We start from the raw sequence: 19,817 nt of genomic DNA on the forward strand, positions 1-19,817 counted from the left end.
TTTTTTAGTTTTGAAAACCAAACATATAACATATAGAATATACTACGTCTGATTGATTTAAAGTGTAAAAATGAAAATTCTTTACTCCTTCATAAGACAAACTTTTTACCATATCTATAACTATGTTTGTACCTATAATTTTCTGAGTTACTAAATCGTTATCTAATCCGTTAAACATTTCAAACATCCATTTAGGAATATTCACATTAGTCATACTAGAAAATTTTTTAAGTTGTGCAAAATTATAAATTGGTAATATACCAGGTATAATTTCAATATTTATATTATTTTTTATGCAATTGTCGCGAAAACGTAAATAGCTTTCAATATTAAAAAAGAACTGAGTGATAGCTCTATTTGCACCAGCATCAACTTTCTTTTTTAAATTTAAAATATCAGATTGAGCATTTTTTGCTTCTGGATGTATTTCTGGATAAGCAGCTACAGAAATATCAAAATTAGCAATTTTCTTTAATAATAAAACTAAATCTAAAGCATATATTTTATGTTGATATGATTTTTTTGGCGCATCTCCCCTTAGAGCAACTATACTTCTAATACCATTTTCCCAATAAAATTTTGCTATTTCTTTTAATTCACTTAATGTAGCGTCGACACAAGTGAGATGAGGAGCTGTTGTAATACCTGTTTGTTCATGTATTGTTTTTACAATATTATAAGTTTTTTCTCGTTCTCCACTATTCGCTCCATAAGTAACAGAAAAAAAAAATGGTTTCAATTGACTTAATTTTAAAACTGAAGATAATAATTTTTTTTCTGAATCTAAACTTTTAGGAGGAAAAAACTCAAAAGAACATTGAATGTTGTCATTTAAATTTTCTAATTTTTTCTTAATTATATCTCGATGGTATTGGTTTAAAAAATTCATTATTAAAAGTTCCATTAAAATTTAATATGTAAAACTAAATGTTTTTGATATATTATACATTAAATTTATATTAACTTTTTTAGATTTTAAAAAATTATATTTTATTTAAAAATTAAAAAAATAACTACGTTAGTATTTAAAATTTTATGTATAAAAAAAAAAATCTTCTCGATCTTTAAAAGATTTAAACACATTTTCAATAGATGTTACAGCAAAAAAAATTGTTTTTGTTAAGACAATTCAATCATTAATTAAGATATGGAAAACATGTAAATTATATAATCTTCCTTATATAATTTTAGGTGAAGGCAGCAATGTTCTTTTTTTAGAAAACTATAAAGGAATAGTTATTATCAACCAAATAAAAGGAATAAAAATTCAAGAAAAACAAAATGTTTGGTTATTACACGTTTTTTCAGGAGAAAAATGGCATGATTTAGTTAAATACACGTTACGAATGGGTCTCTTTGGATTAGAAAATTTAGCTTTAGTTCCTGGTTCAGTAGGATCAGCAGCTATTCAAAATATTGGTGCTTATGGTTTAGAATTAAAAAATATATGTCAATACGTAGATATTATTTCTCTAGAAAATGGTAAAACAATTAGATTTAAAAAAAACTTATGTAATTTTTCTTATCGAAGTAGTATTTTTAAATATAAATATAATCACGGATATGCAATTATTGCAGTCGGTATAAAAATACAGAAAAATTGGAAACCTATTATTTTTCCATCACTTTTGAAAAGTAAAAAATTATTAAAAATAAATGCTTATAAAATATTTAACATAGTATGTCAAACAAGAAAAAAAAAATTACCTGATCCTAAAAAATTAGGAAATGCAGGAAGTTTTTTTAAAAATCCTATTATTACATTTAAAAAAGCAGAAAAAATTTTATCTTCATACATCAATGTACCACATTATATTCAAAATAACGGTTTTGTAAAAATTTCTGCTGCTTGGTTAATTGAAAAATATAATTTTAAAAATATTCAAATTGGCAACGCAGCAATTTATAAAAAACAAAAACTTATATTAATTAATCTAAAAAATGCAAATTCAAAAGAAATTTTAACATTAGCTAAAAAAATACAAACATGTATTTTAAAAAAATTCGAAATATACTTAGAACCTGAGGTAGATTTTATTAATTCTTCAGGTAGAATAAAATTATTATAAAATATTTCAATAATTTTTTTTAATTCATATCTTTAAACAAAATTTTATCTAGATAGTTTAAAACTTCAAAGTATTTACCTAAAAAATTATTTTTTTAAAAAAACTTGCAATAAAAATGAAAAATTATATAATATAAAAAGTAAAACTTATTTAAATGTTTTACTATTTAAATATTTTACTATAATAAAATAATAAAAAAGCCGGCTTAGCTCAGCAGGTAGAGCAACTGACTTGTAATCAGTAGGTCACCAGTTCGATTCCGGTAGCCGGCATAATTAAATATAAAAAAAGGTGGGATTCCCGAGCGGCCAAAGGGAGCAGACTGTAAATCTGCCGTCTAAGACTTCGAAGGTTCGAATCCTTCTCCCACCAAAAAAATGCGGACATCGTATAATGGCTATTACCTCAGCCTTCCAAGCTGATGATGCGGGTTCAATTCCCGCTGCCCGCTTAAAAAAGTATTATAAAGCTTGCTGATATGGCTCAGTAGGTAGAGCACACCCTTGGTAAGGGTGAGGTCCCCAGTTCAATTCTGGGTATCAGCACAGAATTATTTATTTTTTTATATATATAAATTTTATATATAAAATCATCTAGTAATTTTTATTCAAATTTTAAAAAAAAGTAATTATTTTTAAATCATTAAACCAAAAAAAATCTCACCTTTTAAGATTTTCTATATTTCTAAATTCACTTATACTAAAACATCTCTATTACTAGATAGCTGATAGTTTTTTTTTAAATTAAATATGTAATAATAAAATTAAATATATAATAATATGTAAAATATAAAATAATACATACTGAATATGATACAAATAAAATAAATATTTTCAAAACATATTAAAAATCTAAGAAAAGTTAACATATTTTTTCTATTATTATTATTTTATTTTTATAATTTTTAAGAGAAACTATGAAAATTCGCATTCCTAATCAAAAAAAAGCCAAAAATCTAGAAAAAATAAAGTGGTTTTTTATAATTTTAATTCTTATTACATCATTTTTTATCAATAGTTTTTTTGATAAAATAGGATTTTTTACTCGTACATCTATAATTACTTTATTAGTTGGTTTTGCAATTATCATAACTATATATACAAAAAGAGTAAAAGATATTTTTTTATATATTAATGCATCAAAAAACGAAATGAGAAAAATAATTTGGCCTCAATATAAAGAAACTTTATATACCACGTTTATTATTATTTCTGTAACAATAGTAATATCTCTGTTTTTGTGGGGCCTTGATAGTATCATATTTCGTTTAATAGCATTTATTATCAGTTTAAGGTTTTAAAAATGCACGAGAGTTTAAAAAAAAAATGGTATGTATTACAAGCTTTTTCTGGTTTTGAAGGTAGAGTGGCACAATCAATAAAAGAGCATGTTAAATTAAATAAAATGGATGATTTCTTCGGAGAAGTCATGATTCCTTCAGAAGAAGTAATTGAAATCCGAGGTGGACAACGTAGAAAAAGCGAATACAAATTTTTTCCAGGATATGTTTTAATTCACATGATTATGACAGATTCCACTTGGCATTTGATAAGAAATGTTCCTAGAGTATTAGGATTTATAGGAGGAAAATCAGATAAGCCATCACCAATTAGCGATAAAGAAGTAGAAATTATTATTAATAGATTGCGTCAAATTGGAGATAAACCAAGACCAAAAACTTTATTTGAACCAGGAGAAATGGTTCGTGTTAATGATGGTCCATTTGCAGATTTTAATGGTGTTGTAGAAGAAGTAGATTATGAAAAAAGCAGATTAAAAGTATCTGTTTCTATTTTTGGTAGAGCAACTCCTGTAGAGTTAGATTTTAGACAAGTTGAAAAAAATTAATACTTTCTATTTTAAAGAGAAATTCAAAAATGGCAAAAAAAATACAATCTTATATAAAACTTCAAGTTGCTGCAGGAATGGCTAATCCTAGTCCACCAATAGGGCCTGCATTAGGACAAAAAGGAGTAAATATTATGGAATTTTGTAAATTATTTAATACAAAAACAGAAAATATAGAAAAAGGTTTACCAATACCAGTAATTATTACCGTATATTCTGATCGTTCATTTACATTCGTCACAAAAACACCTCCAGCGTCTGTTTTATTAAAAAAAGCAGCTGGAATAAAATCAGGTTCTAGCAAATCAAAAATAGAAAAAATAGGAAAAATAACAAAATTACAAATTGAAGAAATAGCAAAAACTAAAAAAAATGATATGACTGGTGCAAATATTCAAAACATGATGCGATCTATTGAAGGAACAGCTAAATCTATGGGTTTAATTGTTGAGGACTAAAATGAAAAAAATTAATAAACGCATGAAGAAAATTAAAAATAATATAAACTTTGAAAAACTATATTGTATTGATGAATTAATACAATTACTAAAAAAATCATCAAATGTAAATTTTACTGAAAGTATTGATGTTGCTATTAATTTGGGGATTAATCCAAAGAAATCAGATCAAAACATTCGCGGTTCAACAATATTACCACATGGAATAGGACGTTGCGTTAAAGTAGCTGTGTTCACTCAAGGCGACAATATTAAAATAGCAAAAAAGGCAGGCGCAGAATTTATAGGAATGGAAGATTTAGCTGAAAAAATAAAAAAAGAAGGTATTAAATTCCATACAGCCATTGCTTCACCAGATGCTATGAAAATTGTCACTCAATTAGGACATATATTAGGACCTCGAGGTTTAATGCCTAATCCAAAATTAGGTACTGTAACAACAAATATTGAAGAAGCTATTAAAAATGCTAAAACAGGACAAGTTTGTTACCGAAATGATAAAAATGGAATTATTCATGCTACGATTGGAAGAATAAACTTTGAAAAAAACAAAATAAAAGAAAATTTTAATATTTTTTTAGAATCTATAAAAAAAGCAAAACCGCCTCAATCAAAGGGAATATACATAAAAAAAATCGTTTTATCAAACACTATGGGTATAGGATTAATGCTTGATCAATCTAGTTTATCTATTTAATTAAATCTTTTTTACTTTACGATAGAAAAAAATTTATCTATAATAATAGCCCCATTTTTTAAAAATTCCAAAATTAATTTTAATTGAGCATTTTAAAACATCTAAATTTCAATATTATTATTTAATAAATTTTTAAAATCGTATTATACGATAATACTAAAAATTTTATTATTATATAATAATTAACAAAAATTTTAATAAATAAAAATCTTTTCTCTCCATCAAATTATAGGAGAATACGATAAATGGCTTTAAATCTTAGTAAAAAAAAAACAATCGTTTCCAAAATAAATCAAATTTCTAATTTAGCACTATCAGCAATCATCGCTAATTCTCAAGGTATATCTGTTAATAAAATCAATCAACTTCGAAAATCTGGCCGTGAAGTTGGCGTTGAAATGAGTATAGTTCGAAACACTCTTTTATCTTTAGCTATTGAAAATACTGCTTTTGAATGTTTAAAAAAAAAATTAAAAGGTTCTACTTTTATTGCTTATTCTACAAAACATCCAGGAAGCGGTGCAAGATTATTTAAAGAATTTGAAAAAAAAAATAAACAATTTAAAATTACAGGAGCTGTTTTTGAAGGTAAATTATTATCTGAATTAGAAATTAATCAACTCGCAGATATGCCTACTTATGAAGAAGCAATAAGAAAACTTTTACTAGTACTAAAAATATCAATTGCTGGTAAACTTATCTATACATTATCTGCTATAAAAGAGAAAAAAGAAACCTCTTAAAAAAATTATTATTTTTGATGTATTATTAAATATCTAAAATAATTCTATTTGTCATTGGGAATGATTGCTATGTCTATTACTAAAGAACAAATTTTAGAAGCCGTGTCAGAAATGTCTGTTATGAATGTTGTAGAGCTTATTTCCGCGATGGAAAAAAAGTTTGGAGTCTCTGCAAACATGTCTATAAATGCTAATAACAATAATGAAAAAAGTACCATCGAAGAAAAAACAGAATTTGATATTTTTCTAAAAGCTATTGGCCCCAATAAGGTTTCAGTAATAAAAAGTGTCCGTAGTGCAACTGGTTTAGGATTAAAAGAAGCTAAAGATTTAGTAGAATCTGCACCAACAGTATTAAAAGAAAACATGAGTAAAAATGACGCAGAATCTCTTAAAAAAACTTTAGAAGATGCTGGAGCTGAAATCGAAATTAAATAAATATTATATATTTTTTTTAGTTAACCTTCATATTATGGCTGGTGTTTTTAATTCACCAGCCGTTTTGATATGAATAGTGTTTTGATAATTTTAAGTAAAAATTTTCAATTTTAAAAATAATCTATTAAAAATAAAAACTGTCTCTCCTTCAGACAGAAAGACAATTTTAGTCTTAATTTATCTGTCAGCGAGCTTAGGAACCCCATGGTTTACTCTTATACCGAAAAAAAACGTATTCGTAAAGATTTTGGAAAACGTCCGCAAGTTTTGGATATACCATATCTTCTTTCGATTCAACTCGACTCCTTTAAAAAATTTATAAAAATAGACCCAGAAGGTCAGCATGGATTAGAAGCAGCTTTCCGTTCTGTATTTCCCATATGTGGTTACAATGGAAATTCTGAACTTCAATATGTAAATTATCGTTTAGGTGATGCAATATTTGATGTTAAAGAATGTCAAATACGAGGTGCTACTTATTCAGCACCTTTAAGAGTAAGATTACGTCTTGTTATCTATGAACGTGATGTTCTAGAACCGACTGTTAAAGACATTAAAGAACAAGAAGTATATATGGGTGAAATACCATTAATGACTAATAATGGAACTTTTATAATCAATGGTACAGAAAGAGTCGTTGTGTCTCAATTACATCGTAGTCCTGGAGTATTTTTTGATAGCGATAAAGGAAAAACACACTCTTCAGGAAAAGTTTTATATAACGCACGTATTATTCCTTATCGGGGATCTTGGTTAGATTTTGAATTTGATCCAAAAGATAATTTATTCGTAAGAATTGATAGACGAAGAAAACTACCAGTAACTATTATTCTACGAGCGCTTAACTATAATACAGAAGAAATATTAAATTTATTTTTTGAAAAAAATATTTTTAATATAAATAATAATAAAATTCAACTAGAACTCGTTTCTGAAAGACTTCGCGGTGAAACCGCGTCTTTTGATATTAAAAAAAATGGAAAAACATATGTCAAAAAAGGTCGTCGTATTACCGCAAGACATATTCAAGAATTAAAAAAAAATAAAATAAATTCTATTACTGTACCAGTAGAATATATTTTAGGAAGGATAGTATCTAAAAATTATTTAGATCCTAAAACAGGTGAAATAATTATTTTAGCTAATACAGAATTATCTCTAGAAACATTAACAAAATTAAAAAAATCTCATTTTTTCTCTATTGAAACACTTTTCACTAACGATTTAGATCATGGTCCTTATATTTCTGAAACACTACGTATTGATTCTTCTAACGATAGAATGAGTGCATTAATGGAAATTTATCGAGTTATGCGACCTGGAGAACCTCTTACCAAAGAAGCAACAGAAAATTTATTTGAAAATTTGTTTTTTTCGGAAGATAGATACGATCTTTCTCCAGTAGGTCGAATGAAATTTAATCGATCTCTACTGCGTAAAAAAATTGAAGGAAAAGGTACTTTAAATAAAGAAGATATTATAGATGTAATAAAAAAATTAATTGATATTAGAAATGGAAAAGGAGAAGTAGACGATATTGATCACTTAGGTAACAGACGAATTAGATCAGTAGGAGAAATGGCAGAAAATCAATTTAGAATTGGTTTAGTAAGAGTAGAAAGAGCAGTTAAAGAACGATTGTCTGTAGGTGATTTAGATACTCTCATGCCACAAGATATGATTAATGCAAAACCAATATCTGCTGCTGTTAAAGAATTTTTTGGTTCTAGCCAATTATCTCAATTTATGGATCAAAATAATCCATTATCAGAAATTACACATAAAAGAAGAATTTCAGCATTAGGACTTGGTGGTCTAACTAGAGAAAGAGCAGGATTTGAAGTTAGAGACGTGCATCCTACTCATTACGGACGAGTATGTCCTATAGAAACACCAGAAGGACCAAATATTGGATTGATAAATTCTTTATCAGTATATGCTCGAACAAACTCATATGGATTTTTAGAAACACCTTATCGAAAAGTGCAAAATCGTTTAATTACTAATGAAATTCACTATTTATCTGCAATAGAAGAAGGAAATTATATTATTGCACAAGCTAATACTAATATAGATAAAAATAATTATTTTATTGATGATTTAGTCACCTGTAGACATAAAGGTGAATCTAGTTTATTTAATTCTAATCAAGTTGATTACATGGATGTTTCTACTCAACAAATTGTATCTGTCGGAGCTTCTTTAATTCCCTTTCTTGAACATGATGATGCAAATAGAGCGTTGATGGGTGCAAATATGCAACGTCAAGCTGTTCCTACTCTAAAAACTGATAAACCTTTAGTAGGCACTGGAATGGAAAGAGCAGTAGCTGTTGATTCAGGGGTAACAGTAGTAGCAAAAAGAGGAGGTACTATTCAATATGTAGATGCTTCTCGTATAATTATCAAAGTAAATGAAAAAGAAACATATATAGGAGAAGCTGGAATAGATATTTACAACTTAACTAAATATACTCGATCTAATCAAAATACTTGTATCAATCAAAAACCATGTGTGAAATTAAGAGAAAAAATTAATAAAGGTGATGTTTTAGCAGATGGACCGTCAACTGATTTAGGCGAATTAGCATTAGGACAAAATATGAGAGTCGCTTTTATGCCATGGAATGGATACAATTTCGAAGATTCTATATTAGTCTCAGAAAAAGTTGTACAAGAAGATCGATTTACAACAATTCATATCCAAGAATTGTCTTGCATATCTAGAGATACTAAATTAGGACCAGAAGAAATTAGTTCCGATATACCGAATGTAGGGGAAGCAGCATTATCTAAATTAGATGAATCAGGAATAGTTTATATTGGAGCTGAAGTTACTGGAGGAGATATATTAGTAGGAAAGGTAACTCCTAAAGGAGAAACGCAACTAACACCAGAAGAAAAACTATTGCGTGCAATTTTTGGTGAAAAAGCTTCAGATGTAAAAGATTCTTCGTTAAGAGTTCCTAATGGAGTATCTGGAACAGTGATTGATGTACAAGTTTTTACTAGAGATGGTGTAAAAAAAGATAAAAGAGCTCTCGAAATCGAAAATATGCAACTTAAAAAAGCAAAAAAAGATCTAACAGAAGAATTTAAAATATTTGAACTAAGTTTGTTTTCAAGAATTAAAAAAACTCTTATTTCTTTTAATATCGGAGAAGATTATTTAAATAAATTACCTTATGAAAAATGGTTTAAAATAGAAATTAAAGATCAAAACAAAAAAAAAGAAATAGAAAAACTTTTATATCAACATAATAGATTAAAAAAAGAATTTGAAAAAAAAATAGAAATAAAACGCCGTAAAATCACACAAGGAGATGATCTTGCACCAGGAGTATTAAAAATAGTTAAGGTTTATTTGGCTGTAAAGCGTCAAATACAACCTGGCGATAAAATGGCAGGACGACATGGAAATAAAGGGGTAATTTCAAAAATTAATCCTGTTGAAGATATGCCGTATGACGAAAACGGCATACCAGTAGATATTGTTTTAAACCCTTTAGGAGTTCCATCTCGTATGAATATTGGACAAATATTAGAAACACATTTAGGTATGGCAGCAAAGGGTATTGGTGATAAAATTAACAATATGCTTAAACAACAAGAAAAAGTTACTAATTTAAGAAAATTTATTCAAAAAGCTTTTGACTTAGGAGAAAATCTACGACAAAAAGTTAATTTAGATGATTTTTCAAATGAAGAAATATTAGATTTAGCAAAAAATTTAAAAAAAGGAATGCCTATTTCAACTCCAGTATTTGATGGAGCACAAGAAAATGAAATTAAACAAATGTTAAATTTTTCTAATTTACCTACTTCTGGTCAAATCGCACTTTTTGATGGAAGAACTGGAGAACAATTTGAAAGGCCTGTTACTGTTGGTTACATGTACATGCTGAAACTAAATCACTTAGTAGATGATAAAATGCATGCGCGTTCTACTGGTTCTTATAGTTTGGTTACTCAACAACCATTAGGAGGAAAAGCTCAATTCGGTGGACAACGTTTTGGTGAAATGGAAGTTTGGGCATTAGAAGCATATGGAGCTTCTTATACGTTACAAGAAATGCTAACTGTAAAATCTGATGACGTTAACGGAAGAACTAAAATGTATAAAAATATTGTAGATGGTAATCATCAAATGGAACCAGGAATGCCAGAATCATTTAATGTGTTACTAAAAGAAATTCGTTCATTAGGCATTAACATTGAATTAGAAAATGAATAAAATTTAAAACAATCTAAAATAAAAATTATAGATTTACCACCTTCAAAAATTTCACTCCAACGAGAGCTCATGCGTGAAAGATTTACTAAAATTTTTAAAAGCCCAAACTAAAACTGAAGATTTTGATGCTATTAAAATTTCACTAGCATCACCTGATATGATTAGATCCTGGTCATTTGGTGAAGTTAAAAAACCAGAAACTATTAATTATCGTACATTTAAACCTGAACGAGATGGACTATTTTGTGCACGTATTTTTGGTCCAGTGAAAGATTATGAATGTTTATGCGGAAAATATAAAAGATTAAAACATCGAGGTGTCATTTGTGAAAAATGTGGTGTTGAAGTTACACAAAGTAAAGTTAGACGTGAACGAATGGGTCATATAGAACTTTCTTCTCCTACAGCTCATATTTGGTTTTTAAAATCATTACCATCACGTATAGGCTTATTATTAGATATGCCTTTAAGAGATATTGAAAGAGTACTTTACTTTGAATCTTATGTTGTTATTGAAACAGGTATGACAAATCTCGAAAAACGTCAAATTTTAACTGAAGAACAATATCTAGATGCATTAGAAGAATTTGGAGACGAATTTCATGCAACCATGGGGGCAGAAGCAATTCAATTTTTACTAAAAGATATAAACTTAGTAAAAGAATGTGAAAACTTAAGAACAGAACTAAACGATACTAACTCTGAAACAAAACGCAAAAAATTAACTAAAAGAATTAAATTATTAGAATCTTTTGTACAATCTCACAATAAACCAGAATGGATGATTCTGACTGTTTTACCAGTATTACCACCAGATCTAAGACCATTAGTACCATTAGATGGAGGACGATTTGCAACATCTGATTTAAACGATTTATATCGTCGAGTTATTAACAGAAACAATAGACTAAAAAGATTATTAGATTTAGCAGCACCTGATATCATTGTTCGAAATGAAAAAAGAATGTTGCAAGAAGCAATAGATGCTTTACTAGACAATGGGAGAAGAGGAAGAGCTATTACCGGTTCTAATAAAAGACCTCTAAAATCATTAGCAGATATGATTAAAGGAAAACAAGGTAGATTTCGACAAAATCTTCTCGGAAAACGTGTTGATTATTCAGGAAGATCAGTTATTACTGTAGGACCCTATCTTCATTTACATCAATGTGGTTTGCCTAAAAAAATGGCGTTAGAACTTTTTAAACCATTTATATATGGAAAATTAGAAGTACGTGGACTAGCAACCACCATTAAAGCTGCAAAAAAAATGGTTGAGAGAGAAGAAGCGATAGTATGGGATATACTAGACGAAGTTATTCGAGAACATCCTGTTCTTTTAAATCGTGCCCCTACATTACATAGATTAGGAATACAAGCATTCGAACCAGTTTTAATAGAAGGAAAAGCTATTCAACTACATCCATTAGTTTGCGCTGCTTATAACGCTGATTTTGATGGAGATCAAATGGCTGTTCACGTTCCATTAACTCTAGAAGCTCAATTAGAAGCTAGAGCTTTAATGATGTCTACAAATAATATACTTTCTCCAGCCAATGGAGAACCAATTATCGTACCATCTCAAGATGTAGTCTTAGGACTTTATTATATGACTCGTGAAAAAATAAACGGGAAGGGAGAAGGAATGTTTTTAAACGGTTCTAATGAAGCTGAAAAAGTATATCGTTTAGGAATTGCAGAATTACATTCTCTAGTTAAAGTACGTATAATAGAACATAAAAAAAATAAAGATCAAAGTTTTACTCCCATAAAAAAAATAATTAATACTACCATAGGACGAGCTATTTTATGGATGATTGTTCCAAAAGGACTTCCATTTAGTATTGTTAATCAGACTTTAGGAAAAAAAGATATTTCTAAAATGTTGAATACTTGTTATCGTATTTTAGGTTTAAAACCTACTGTTGCTTTCGCTGATCAAATTATGTATACAGGTTTTGCCTATGCAGCAAGATCTGGAGCTTCAGTTGGTATTGATGACATGGTTATACCTGAAAAAAAATCAAATATTATTCATGAAGCAGAAATTGAAGTGGCTGAAATACAAGAACAATTTCAATCTGGATTGGTTACAGCAGGTGAAAGATATAATAAAGTTATTGATATTTGGGCAGCAGCTAATGAAAGAGTAGCTAAAGCAATGATGGAAAATTTATCTACAGAATCTGTATTGAATAAAAAGGGAGAGAAACAAAAACAGATCTCTTTTAACAGTATATTTATGATGGCCGATTCAGGAGCTAGAGGATCTGCAGCACAAATTCGTCAATTAGCAGGAATGCGAGGATTAATGGCAAAACCAGATGGGTCAATTATTGAAACACCTATAACAGCTAATTTTAGAGAAGGTTTGAATGTATTACAATACTTTATTTCAACCCATGGAGCACGAAAAGGTTTAGCTGATACAGCATTAAAAACAGCTAATTCTGGTTATTTAACACGTCGTTTGGTAGATGTTGCACAAGATTTAGTTGTTACACAAAATGATTGTGGGACTCATAAAGGAATTTTAATGACTCCTTTGATAGAAGGAGGAGATGTAAAAGAACCATTACGTGAACGTGTTTTAGGACGCGTTACAGCAGAAAAAATACTAGTTCCTAATACAGAAAATATATTAATCGAAAGAAATACTTTATTAAATGAGCAATGGTGTAATCTTTTAGAAAGAAATTCCATAGATACTGTAAAAGTAAGATCAGTAGTAAATTGTGAAACTGATTTTGGTGTTTGCGCATACTGTTATGGTCGTGATTTAGCACGAGGTAATTTAGTTAATAAGGGAGAAGCAATAGGAGTTATTGCTGCACAATCTATAGGAGAACCAGGTACACAATTAACTATGCGAACTTTCCATATTGGTGGTGCTGCATCAAGAGCTGCCACTGAATCTAGTATTCAAATAAGAAATAAAGGTATCATTAATCTTAACAATGCAAAATCTGTTACTAATTCTTCAGGTAAAATAGTTATAACTTCAAGAAATGTAGAACTTAATATAATTGATAGTTTTAGAAGAACGAAGGAAAGTTACAAAGTTCCTTATGGGGCAATTATGGCCAAGGGACACGGTGAAGAAGTGAATTCTGGAGAAACAGTAGCAAAATGGGATCCGCATACTATACCTGTTATTACCGAAGTTAATGGTTTTGTTCGATTTGTAGATATGATAGATGGTCAAAGTATTACAAGACAAGCTGATGAACTAACAGGATTATCTTCTATAGTCGTACTAGATACAGCGGAAAGAATGGCAATTGGAAAAGACTTAAGACCTTCATTGAAAATTGTTGATTATCATGGAAATGATGTACTTATTTCAGGAACAGAAATGCCAGCACAGTATTTTTTACCTGGTAAAGCCATCGTTCAGCTTAATGACGGAGTACAAATTAGTTCTGGCGATACTTTAGCAAGAGTACCACAAGAATCAGGAGGTACTAAAGATATAACTGGTGGATTACCAAGAGTAGCTGATTTATTTGAAGCTAGACGACCAAAAGAATTAGCAATTTTAGCTGAAATAAGTGGAATTATATCTTTTGGAAAAGAAACAAAGGGTAAAAGAAGATTAATTATTACCCCTGTAGACGGAAACGACGCGTATGAAGAAATGATTCCAAAATGGAGACAACTAAATGTTTTTGAAGGAGAAAGAGTAGAACGAGGTGATGTTATATCAGATGGACCAGAATCACCACATGATATTCTTCGTTTAAGAGGAGTACAAGCTGTAACCAAATATATTGTAAATGAAGTACAAGAAGTATATCGTTTACAAGGTGTCAAAATTAATGATAAACACATTGAAGTGATAATTAGACAAATGCTTCGAAAAGCTACTATAATTAAATCAGGAAATTCAGAATTTTTAGATGGAGAACAAGTAGAATTTTCTCGAATAAAAATTTCAAATCGCATTTTAAATAAACAAAATAAAACACCAGCAACTTTTTCAAGAGATTTGTTGGGAATTACTAAAGCATCTCTTGCCACTGAATCTTTCATATCTGCTGCTTCTTTTCAAGAAACAACTAGAGTTTTAACAGAATCTGCAGTTGCAGGAAAAAAAGATGAATTACGAGGATTAAAAGAAAACGTTATTGTTGGACGTTTAATACCTGCAGGTACTGGATATGCATATCATAAAGAACGTTTAAATCGTCGTCATACAATAAATACCAATCAAATAATACCTAATAATAATTCTTCTTCTCAAGTTAGTGCAGAGGAAGCATCTGCAAGTTTATCAGAACTGTTAAATTCCACTCTTATACAAAATGATCATACATAAATAATTTTAAAATAATTATACTATGGCTGCTCTTAAAAGCAGCCAAAATATAAAAAAATAGCGTTTATTATTCTAAAAAAAAATTTAAAAATTATAAATTTGGTTTAATAAATAATTAAAAAAAAATAAATTAGTTACTTATATTAAAAATAAATAATTTAATAAGTTTTATTAAATATATTTTGATAAATAGACGATTTTAAAAACATATGTATATGCTTTATTTATACTATCTTTTTACCTATTTTAGGATATATTATATATTTTAATTTTAAAAGTTAAATCTTTTTTTTTCAATCAATTTTTTACAATTTTAATATTAATTAACTATTTTTAAAAAAAATCGAATTACACATATTTATTATCTCATCTGTAAAATATACAAAAATTTGTATTAAAAAACAATTTATTTTGAGTGTAAAAATAAATTGTTTTTATTTAAATTAATTAATACTTTTTAAGTAAAAAAGGGAAAATAATGAATAAAACTCAGTTAATTAACATTATTTCTAAGCAATCTAATTTATCTAAAATACAGGTTAAATCTACTTTAGAAACAATACTATCAGCTATTATTGAATCCTTAAAAAAAGGTGAATCAGTACAAATAGTAGGTTTTGGTACTTTCAAAGTAAATTTAAGAACATCTCGAACAGGAAGAAACCCTCAAACAGGAAAAGAAATGATTATTCCTGCAACAAAAGTTCCCAGTTTTACATCTGGAAAAACATTAAAAAACGCAATTAAGTGATGTATAGAATTACAATATAAAAAAGGGGCATTATGCCCCTAATAGTAAAATATCTTAAAAAAATAAAAATTTTTACATATAAAAAAAAATTTAAATTTATACTAATTCACAGTTATTATTTTTATAAAAAAGAAAACAAATTATGTCATTAAATAATACTATAAAAAATGCTTTAATTAGTTTATCAAACAAAACAAATCTCTTAGAAATATCAAAAATTCTTTCAGAAAAAAAAATACATTTACTTTCTACAGGGGGGACAGCTGACGTTTTAAAAAAAAATAACATACCTGTTACAGAAATATCAAATTACACAAATTTTCCTGAAATAATGGATGGACGAGTTAAAACATTACATCCTAAAATAATTGGTGGTATTTTAGGTAGAAGAAAAAAAGACCAAAAAATTATGAAATTACATAGTCTAATACCTATAGATATGGTAATTGTTAATTTTTATCCATTTGAAAAAATAAAAAATCGAAAAGAATGTAATATAGAAGAAGTAATTGATAATATTGATATTGGTGGTCCGACACTTGTCCGTGCTGCTGCTAAAAATTACAAAGATGTTGTAGTTATAGTAGATTTATCAGATTTCAAATCAGTTATTAAATTAATTAATAACAAAACTATAAGTTTAGAAAAAAGATTTGATTTAGCAACTAAAGCTTTTGAGTATACTTCATTATATGAAGAAATAATTTTCAAATATTTTTTAAAAAATAATCCTTATAAAGAAAAAAACCAAAATGATATTTTTCCAAATGAAATTAAATTAAATTTTATAAAAAAGCAAGACTTAAGATATGGAGAAAATCAACATCAAAAATCTTCATTTTATATAGAAAAAGAAATATTAACATCTGGAACAATTAGTTCATCACGTCAGGTACAAGGTAAAAATTTATCTTATAATAATATATGCGATGCTGATATAGCATTAGAATGCGTAAAAGAATTTTCTGAACCAACATGTGTTATTGTCAAACACGGAAATCCTTGCGGAGTCTCAGAAAGTAACTCTCTTATAAAAGCATATTTATCTGCTTATAATTCAGATCCTATTTCAGCTTTTGGAGGGATAATTGCTTTTAATTCTACATTAGATTTTAAAACAGCTCAAGAAATTGTTACAAAACAGTTTGTTGAAGTTATTATTGTTCCTGAAGTAGATGAAGAAGCGCTAAAAATAGTACAAAAAAAACAAAACATACGTTTAATTCTTTGTGGAAAAATTGAAAAAAGCAAAAAAGGTTTAGATTTTAAGAGAATAACTAATGGATTGCTTGTACAAGAATACGACTCTAATAAAGTAAATACAAAAAATTTTGATTTTGTTACAAATCGATTACCTACTCAAAAAGAACTAGAAGATGCTATTTTTTCTTGGAAAGTTGCTAAATTTGTTAAATCGAATGCTGTCGTATATAGTTCCAATAAAACTACCATTGGAATAGGTGCAGGACAAACAAGTAGAATTGATGCAACTAAATTAGCAAATTTAAAAGTAAAAGATCGAAATCATCATAATACTATTGGAGCAATTATGGCTTCTGATGCTTTTTTCCCTTTTCGAGATGGGATAGATAATGCTGCTTTAGTTGGTATTAGTTGTATTATTCAACCAGGTGGTTCTATTCGAGATAAAGAAGTAATTCAATCTGCTAATGAACATAATATAAGCATGATTTTTACTAATAAACGTCATTTTAAACATTAATTAAAATTTATAAAATTTTTTATTTTTTAAACTATTAATATAAGAAATATTTTAAATAGAAATTTTATATAGAAATCTAAAAAATAAATTGCTTAAATCATCATTTAGATTTTTATTTTTAATAAAAATAATCTAAAAGATGATTTAATGAAATTTTAAATGTGAAAAAAGTTTATTTTATTTATTTAAGTTGTTTTTTTGAATTTGATCTCTCATTTCTTTCGCTGCATCAACCATGTTTTTTAATGCTGATATTGTTTCATTCCAGTTTCGAGTTTTTAAACCACAATCTGGATTAACCCAAATACGTTCTACTGGAATATAGGCTATAGCTTTGCTTAATAAAAAATTAATTGATTCAATATTAGGTATATTTGAGGAATGAATATCATAAACTCCAGGACCAACTTCATTTGGATAGTTAAACGTTTTAAATGCTTCCAATAATTCCATATCTGAACGAGCAGTTTCAATCGTAATAACGTCAGCATCTAATAAAGCAATGGCATCCATAATATCATTAAATTCACAATAACACATATGTGTATGAATTTGAGTAGTATCTTTCACCCCTGAAGAACTTAAACGAAATGCATCCACTGCCCAAGACAAATATTCTTTCCATAAACTTTTACGCAAGGGTAAACCTTCTCGTAATGCAGGCTCGTCAATTTGAATAATTTCTATTTTTTCTTTTTCTAAATCTAATACTTCATCTTGCAATGCTAACGCAATTTGTTTAGCAATTTTTTCTAATGAAATGTCTTCTCTAGGAAAAGACCAAAATAAAATAGTTACCGGTCCTGTCAACATTCCTTTTACTGGCTTATCGGTTAAAGATTGAGCATATTTAGACCATTTTACAGTTATTGACTTTGAACGACTGATATCACCGACAATAATAGGAGGTTTAACACAACGTGAACCATAACTTTGAACCCATCCGTTATCTGTAAAGACAAATCCATCCAAATTTTCACCAAAATACTCAACCATATCATTTCTTTCAGATTCTCCGTGTACTAAAACATCTATATCTAATTGTTCTTGTACTTTTATCACTTCTTTAATATGTTTTCTAATTCCTATTTCATAATCAGTATTATTTATTAATCCTGATTTATAATCACGTCGTAATTTTCTTATTTCGAGTGTTTGTGGAAAAGATCCAATAGTAGTTGTTGGTAAAATAGGTAAATTAAATTTCTTTTTCTGTTCTTGAGATCGAATTTCATAAGAATGAGAGCGTTCAAAACTAGTGTTAAAAACTTTAGACAACCGTTTTTGAACTTCAATATTTTGTACTCTTTTAGAAAAATCACGTTCATAAATAGGTGAACACCATTTTTTAATAGCATTAATGTCATTTTTATTTAATGATTTAGATAATAAAGATAGTTCAGTACACTTTTGTACAGCAAAAGAAAACCATTTTTTAGATTCTTTATCCAAATTTTTTTCTTCTTTTAAATCAATAGGAGAATGTAATAAAGAACAAGATGAACCAATTAATAATTTTTTACGAAATTTTAAAATAGTAGAAATAGTTTTAAACCATTTTAAAAGATCAGCACGCCATACATTTCTACCATTAATTATTCCTAAAGATAAAATCCATTCTTTAGGTAGTTTAGAATTAAAATTAAATAAATCATATTTTCCAAAAACTAAATCAATATGAATACCATAAATAGGTAAATTTCGAATGTATTCTATATTATGCTCAATACTATCAAAATATGTTGTTAATAGTATTTTAGTTTTTCCATATAAATATTCATAAACATAAGAATAAGCTTTTTTCCATTTTTCTGGAAGATCTAAAACTAAGGCAGGTTCATCAATTTGAACAAAATTAATATTACGTTTCGATAACTCATTTAAAACCTGTTTATATATTGGTAATATATTTTTAAGAAGATCTAAACGATCAAAATGTTCTCCTTTTATTTTTCCTAACCAAAGATATGTAATCGGCCCTAAAATTACAGGTTTTACTTTATATCCTAATGATAAAGCTTCATCTGTTTCTTCTAATATTTGCTTCCACGAAAATTTTAATGTTCTATTTTTATTAAATTCTGGTACTATATAATGATAATTTGTATTGAACCATTTAGTCATTTCTGAAGCAGAAACATCTGGAGAAAAACCGCGTGCAATTCGAAACAAACAATCTAAATCAACTGTACCATTATTAACATTAAGATGTCTTTCAGGAATATTTCCTAACATCATACTAGTACTTAATACATGATCATACCAAGCAAAATCTCCAACTGGTATGTAATCTACCCCAGCTTCTTTTTGTTTTTTCCAATTTTCTCTTCTCAATTGAGATCCTATGGATAATAAGTCTTCAGATTGAATATTACCAGACCAATAATCTTCCTGAGCTTTTTTTAATTCGCGATTTAAACCTATTCTTGGAAATCCAAGAGTATGATTAAAAATAGTCATCTTTTTTTCCCTTACTATTTATAATTAAATTATTAATTAATAAAGTTTTATATATTGATTTATTTAAAACAGATATCTT

At 27.8% G+C, this 19,817-nt stretch carries 12 protein-coding genes, 4 tRNA genes and 1 pseudogene; 15 read left to right on the forward strand and 2 right to left on the reverse strand.

The window, feature by feature from the left end:
- Nucleotides 1-4: 4 nt before the first annotated feature.
- The gene (metF, locus tag QZ401_RS00120; protein WP_295163928.1) at nucleotides 5-889 is read right to left on the reverse strand and encodes a methylenetetrahydrofolate reductase; all 885 of its coding nucleotides are present in this window, start codon (nucleotides 887-889) and stop codon (nucleotides 5-7) included.
- Between the two features lie 148 nt (nucleotides 890-1,037).
- Here metF and murB point away from each other — a divergent pair.
- The 15 genes and pseudogenes from murB to purH all read left to right on the forward strand — a co-directional run.
- Nucleotides 1,038-2,069: pseudogene (gene murB, locus QZ401_RS00125) on the forward strand (UDP-N-acetylmuramate dehydrogenase); the annotation flags it as partial.
- A 199-nt stretch (nucleotides 2,070-2,268) separates the two neighbouring features.
- A tRNA-Thr gene (locus QZ401_RS00130) sits at nucleotides 2,269-2,341 on the forward strand.
- A gap of 18 nt (nucleotides 2,342-2,359) precedes the next feature.
- Nucleotides 2,360-2,441 (forward strand) — tRNA-Tyr (locus QZ401_RS00135).
- Between the two features lie 7 nt (nucleotides 2,442-2,448).
- Nucleotides 2,449-2,520: transfer RNA gene (locus QZ401_RS00140), tRNA-Gly, on the forward strand.
- A 21-nt stretch (nucleotides 2,521-2,541) separates the two neighbouring features.
- Nucleotides 2,542-2,614, forward strand: a tRNA-Thr gene (locus QZ401_RS00145).
- Nucleotides 2,615-2,985: 371 nt separating this feature from the next.
- A complete protein-coding gene (gene secE, locus QZ401_RS00150; RefSeq protein WP_295163931.1) occupies nucleotides 2,986-3,369 on the forward strand; it encodes a preprotein translocase subunit SecE in 384 nt (127 codons plus the stop codon).
- Nucleotides 3,370-3,371: 2 nt separating this feature from the next.
- Nucleotides 3,372-3,917, forward strand: a complete 546-nt coding sequence (nusG, locus tag QZ401_RS00155) for a transcription termination/antitermination protein NusG (protein WP_295163933.1) — start codon at nucleotides 3,372-3,374, stop codon at nucleotides 3,915-3,917.
- Between the two features lie 29 nt (nucleotides 3,918-3,946).
- Complete coding sequence (gene rplK, locus QZ401_RS00160; protein WP_295163936.1) at nucleotides 3,947-4,375, forward strand: 50S ribosomal protein L11; 429 nt, start codon at nucleotides 3,947-3,949, stop codon at nucleotides 4,373-4,375.
- Nucleotide 4,376: 1 nt separating this feature from the next.
- Nucleotides 4,377-5,072, forward strand: coding sequence for a 50S ribosomal protein L1 (gene rplA, locus QZ401_RS00165; RefSeq protein ID WP_295163938.1), 696 nt, complete (start codon nucleotides 4,377-4,379; stop codon nucleotides 5,070-5,072).
- 245 nt (nucleotides 5,073-5,317) lie between these two features.
- A complete protein-coding gene (gene rplJ / locus QZ401_RS00170; protein WP_158336843.1) occupies nucleotides 5,318-5,815 on the forward strand; it encodes a 50S ribosomal protein L10 in 498 nt (165 codons plus the stop codon).
- A 69-nt stretch (nucleotides 5,816-5,884) separates the two neighbouring features.
- Nucleotides 5,885-6,253 carry a 50S ribosomal protein L7/L12 gene (gene rplL / locus QZ401_RS00175; protein ID WP_295163943.1) on the forward strand — a complete coding sequence of 123 codons (369 nt, stop codon included), beginning with the start codon at nucleotides 5,885-5,887 and terminating at the stop codon, nucleotides 6,251-6,253.
- A 204-nt stretch (nucleotides 6,254-6,457) separates the two neighbouring features.
- Nucleotides 6,458-10,486: a DNA-directed RNA polymerase subunit beta gene (gene rpoB, locus QZ401_RS00180; protein ID WP_295163945.1), complete on the forward strand. Its 4,029-nt coding sequence runs from the start codon at nucleotides 6,458-6,460 to the stop codon at nucleotides 10,484-10,486.
- Nucleotides 10,487-10,559: 73 nt separating this feature from the next.
- Nucleotides 10,560-14,804, forward strand: coding sequence for a DNA-directed RNA polymerase subunit beta' (gene rpoC, locus QZ401_RS00185; RefSeq protein ID WP_295163947.1), 4,245 nt, complete (start codon nucleotides 10,560-10,562; stop codon nucleotides 14,802-14,804).
- Between the two features lie 478 nt (nucleotides 14,805-15,282).
- Nucleotides 15,283-15,555: an HU family DNA-binding protein gene (locus QZ401_RS00190; protein WP_295163948.1), complete on the forward strand. Its 273-nt coding sequence runs from the start codon at nucleotides 15,283-15,285 to the stop codon at nucleotides 15,553-15,555.
- 142 nt (nucleotides 15,556-15,697) lie between these two features.
- Nucleotides 15,698-17,278, forward strand: a complete 1,581-nt coding sequence (gene purH, locus QZ401_RS00195; protein ID WP_295163949.1) for a bifunctional phosphoribosylaminoimidazolecarboxamide formyltransferase/IMP cyclohydrolase — start codon at nucleotides 15,698-15,700, stop codon at nucleotides 17,276-17,278.
- Between the two features lie 177 nt (nucleotides 17,279-17,455).
- On the opposite strand, the gene metE is transcribed toward purH, so the two are convergent.
- Nucleotides 17,456-19,738: a 5-methyltetrahydropteroyltriglutamate--homocysteine S-methyltransferase gene (gene metE / locus QZ401_RS00200; protein WP_295163951.1), complete on the reverse strand. Its 2,283-nt coding sequence runs from the start codon at nucleotides 19,736-19,738 to the stop codon at nucleotides 17,456-17,458.
- Between the last annotated feature and the right edge of the window lie 79 nt (nucleotides 19,739-19,817).

This window comes from uncultured Buchnera sp. (assembly GCF_913776765.1).
GTDB classification, from domain to species: Bacteria; Pseudomonadota; Gammaproteobacteria; order Enterobacterales; family Enterobacteriaceae; genus Buchnera; species Buchnera aphidicola_AO.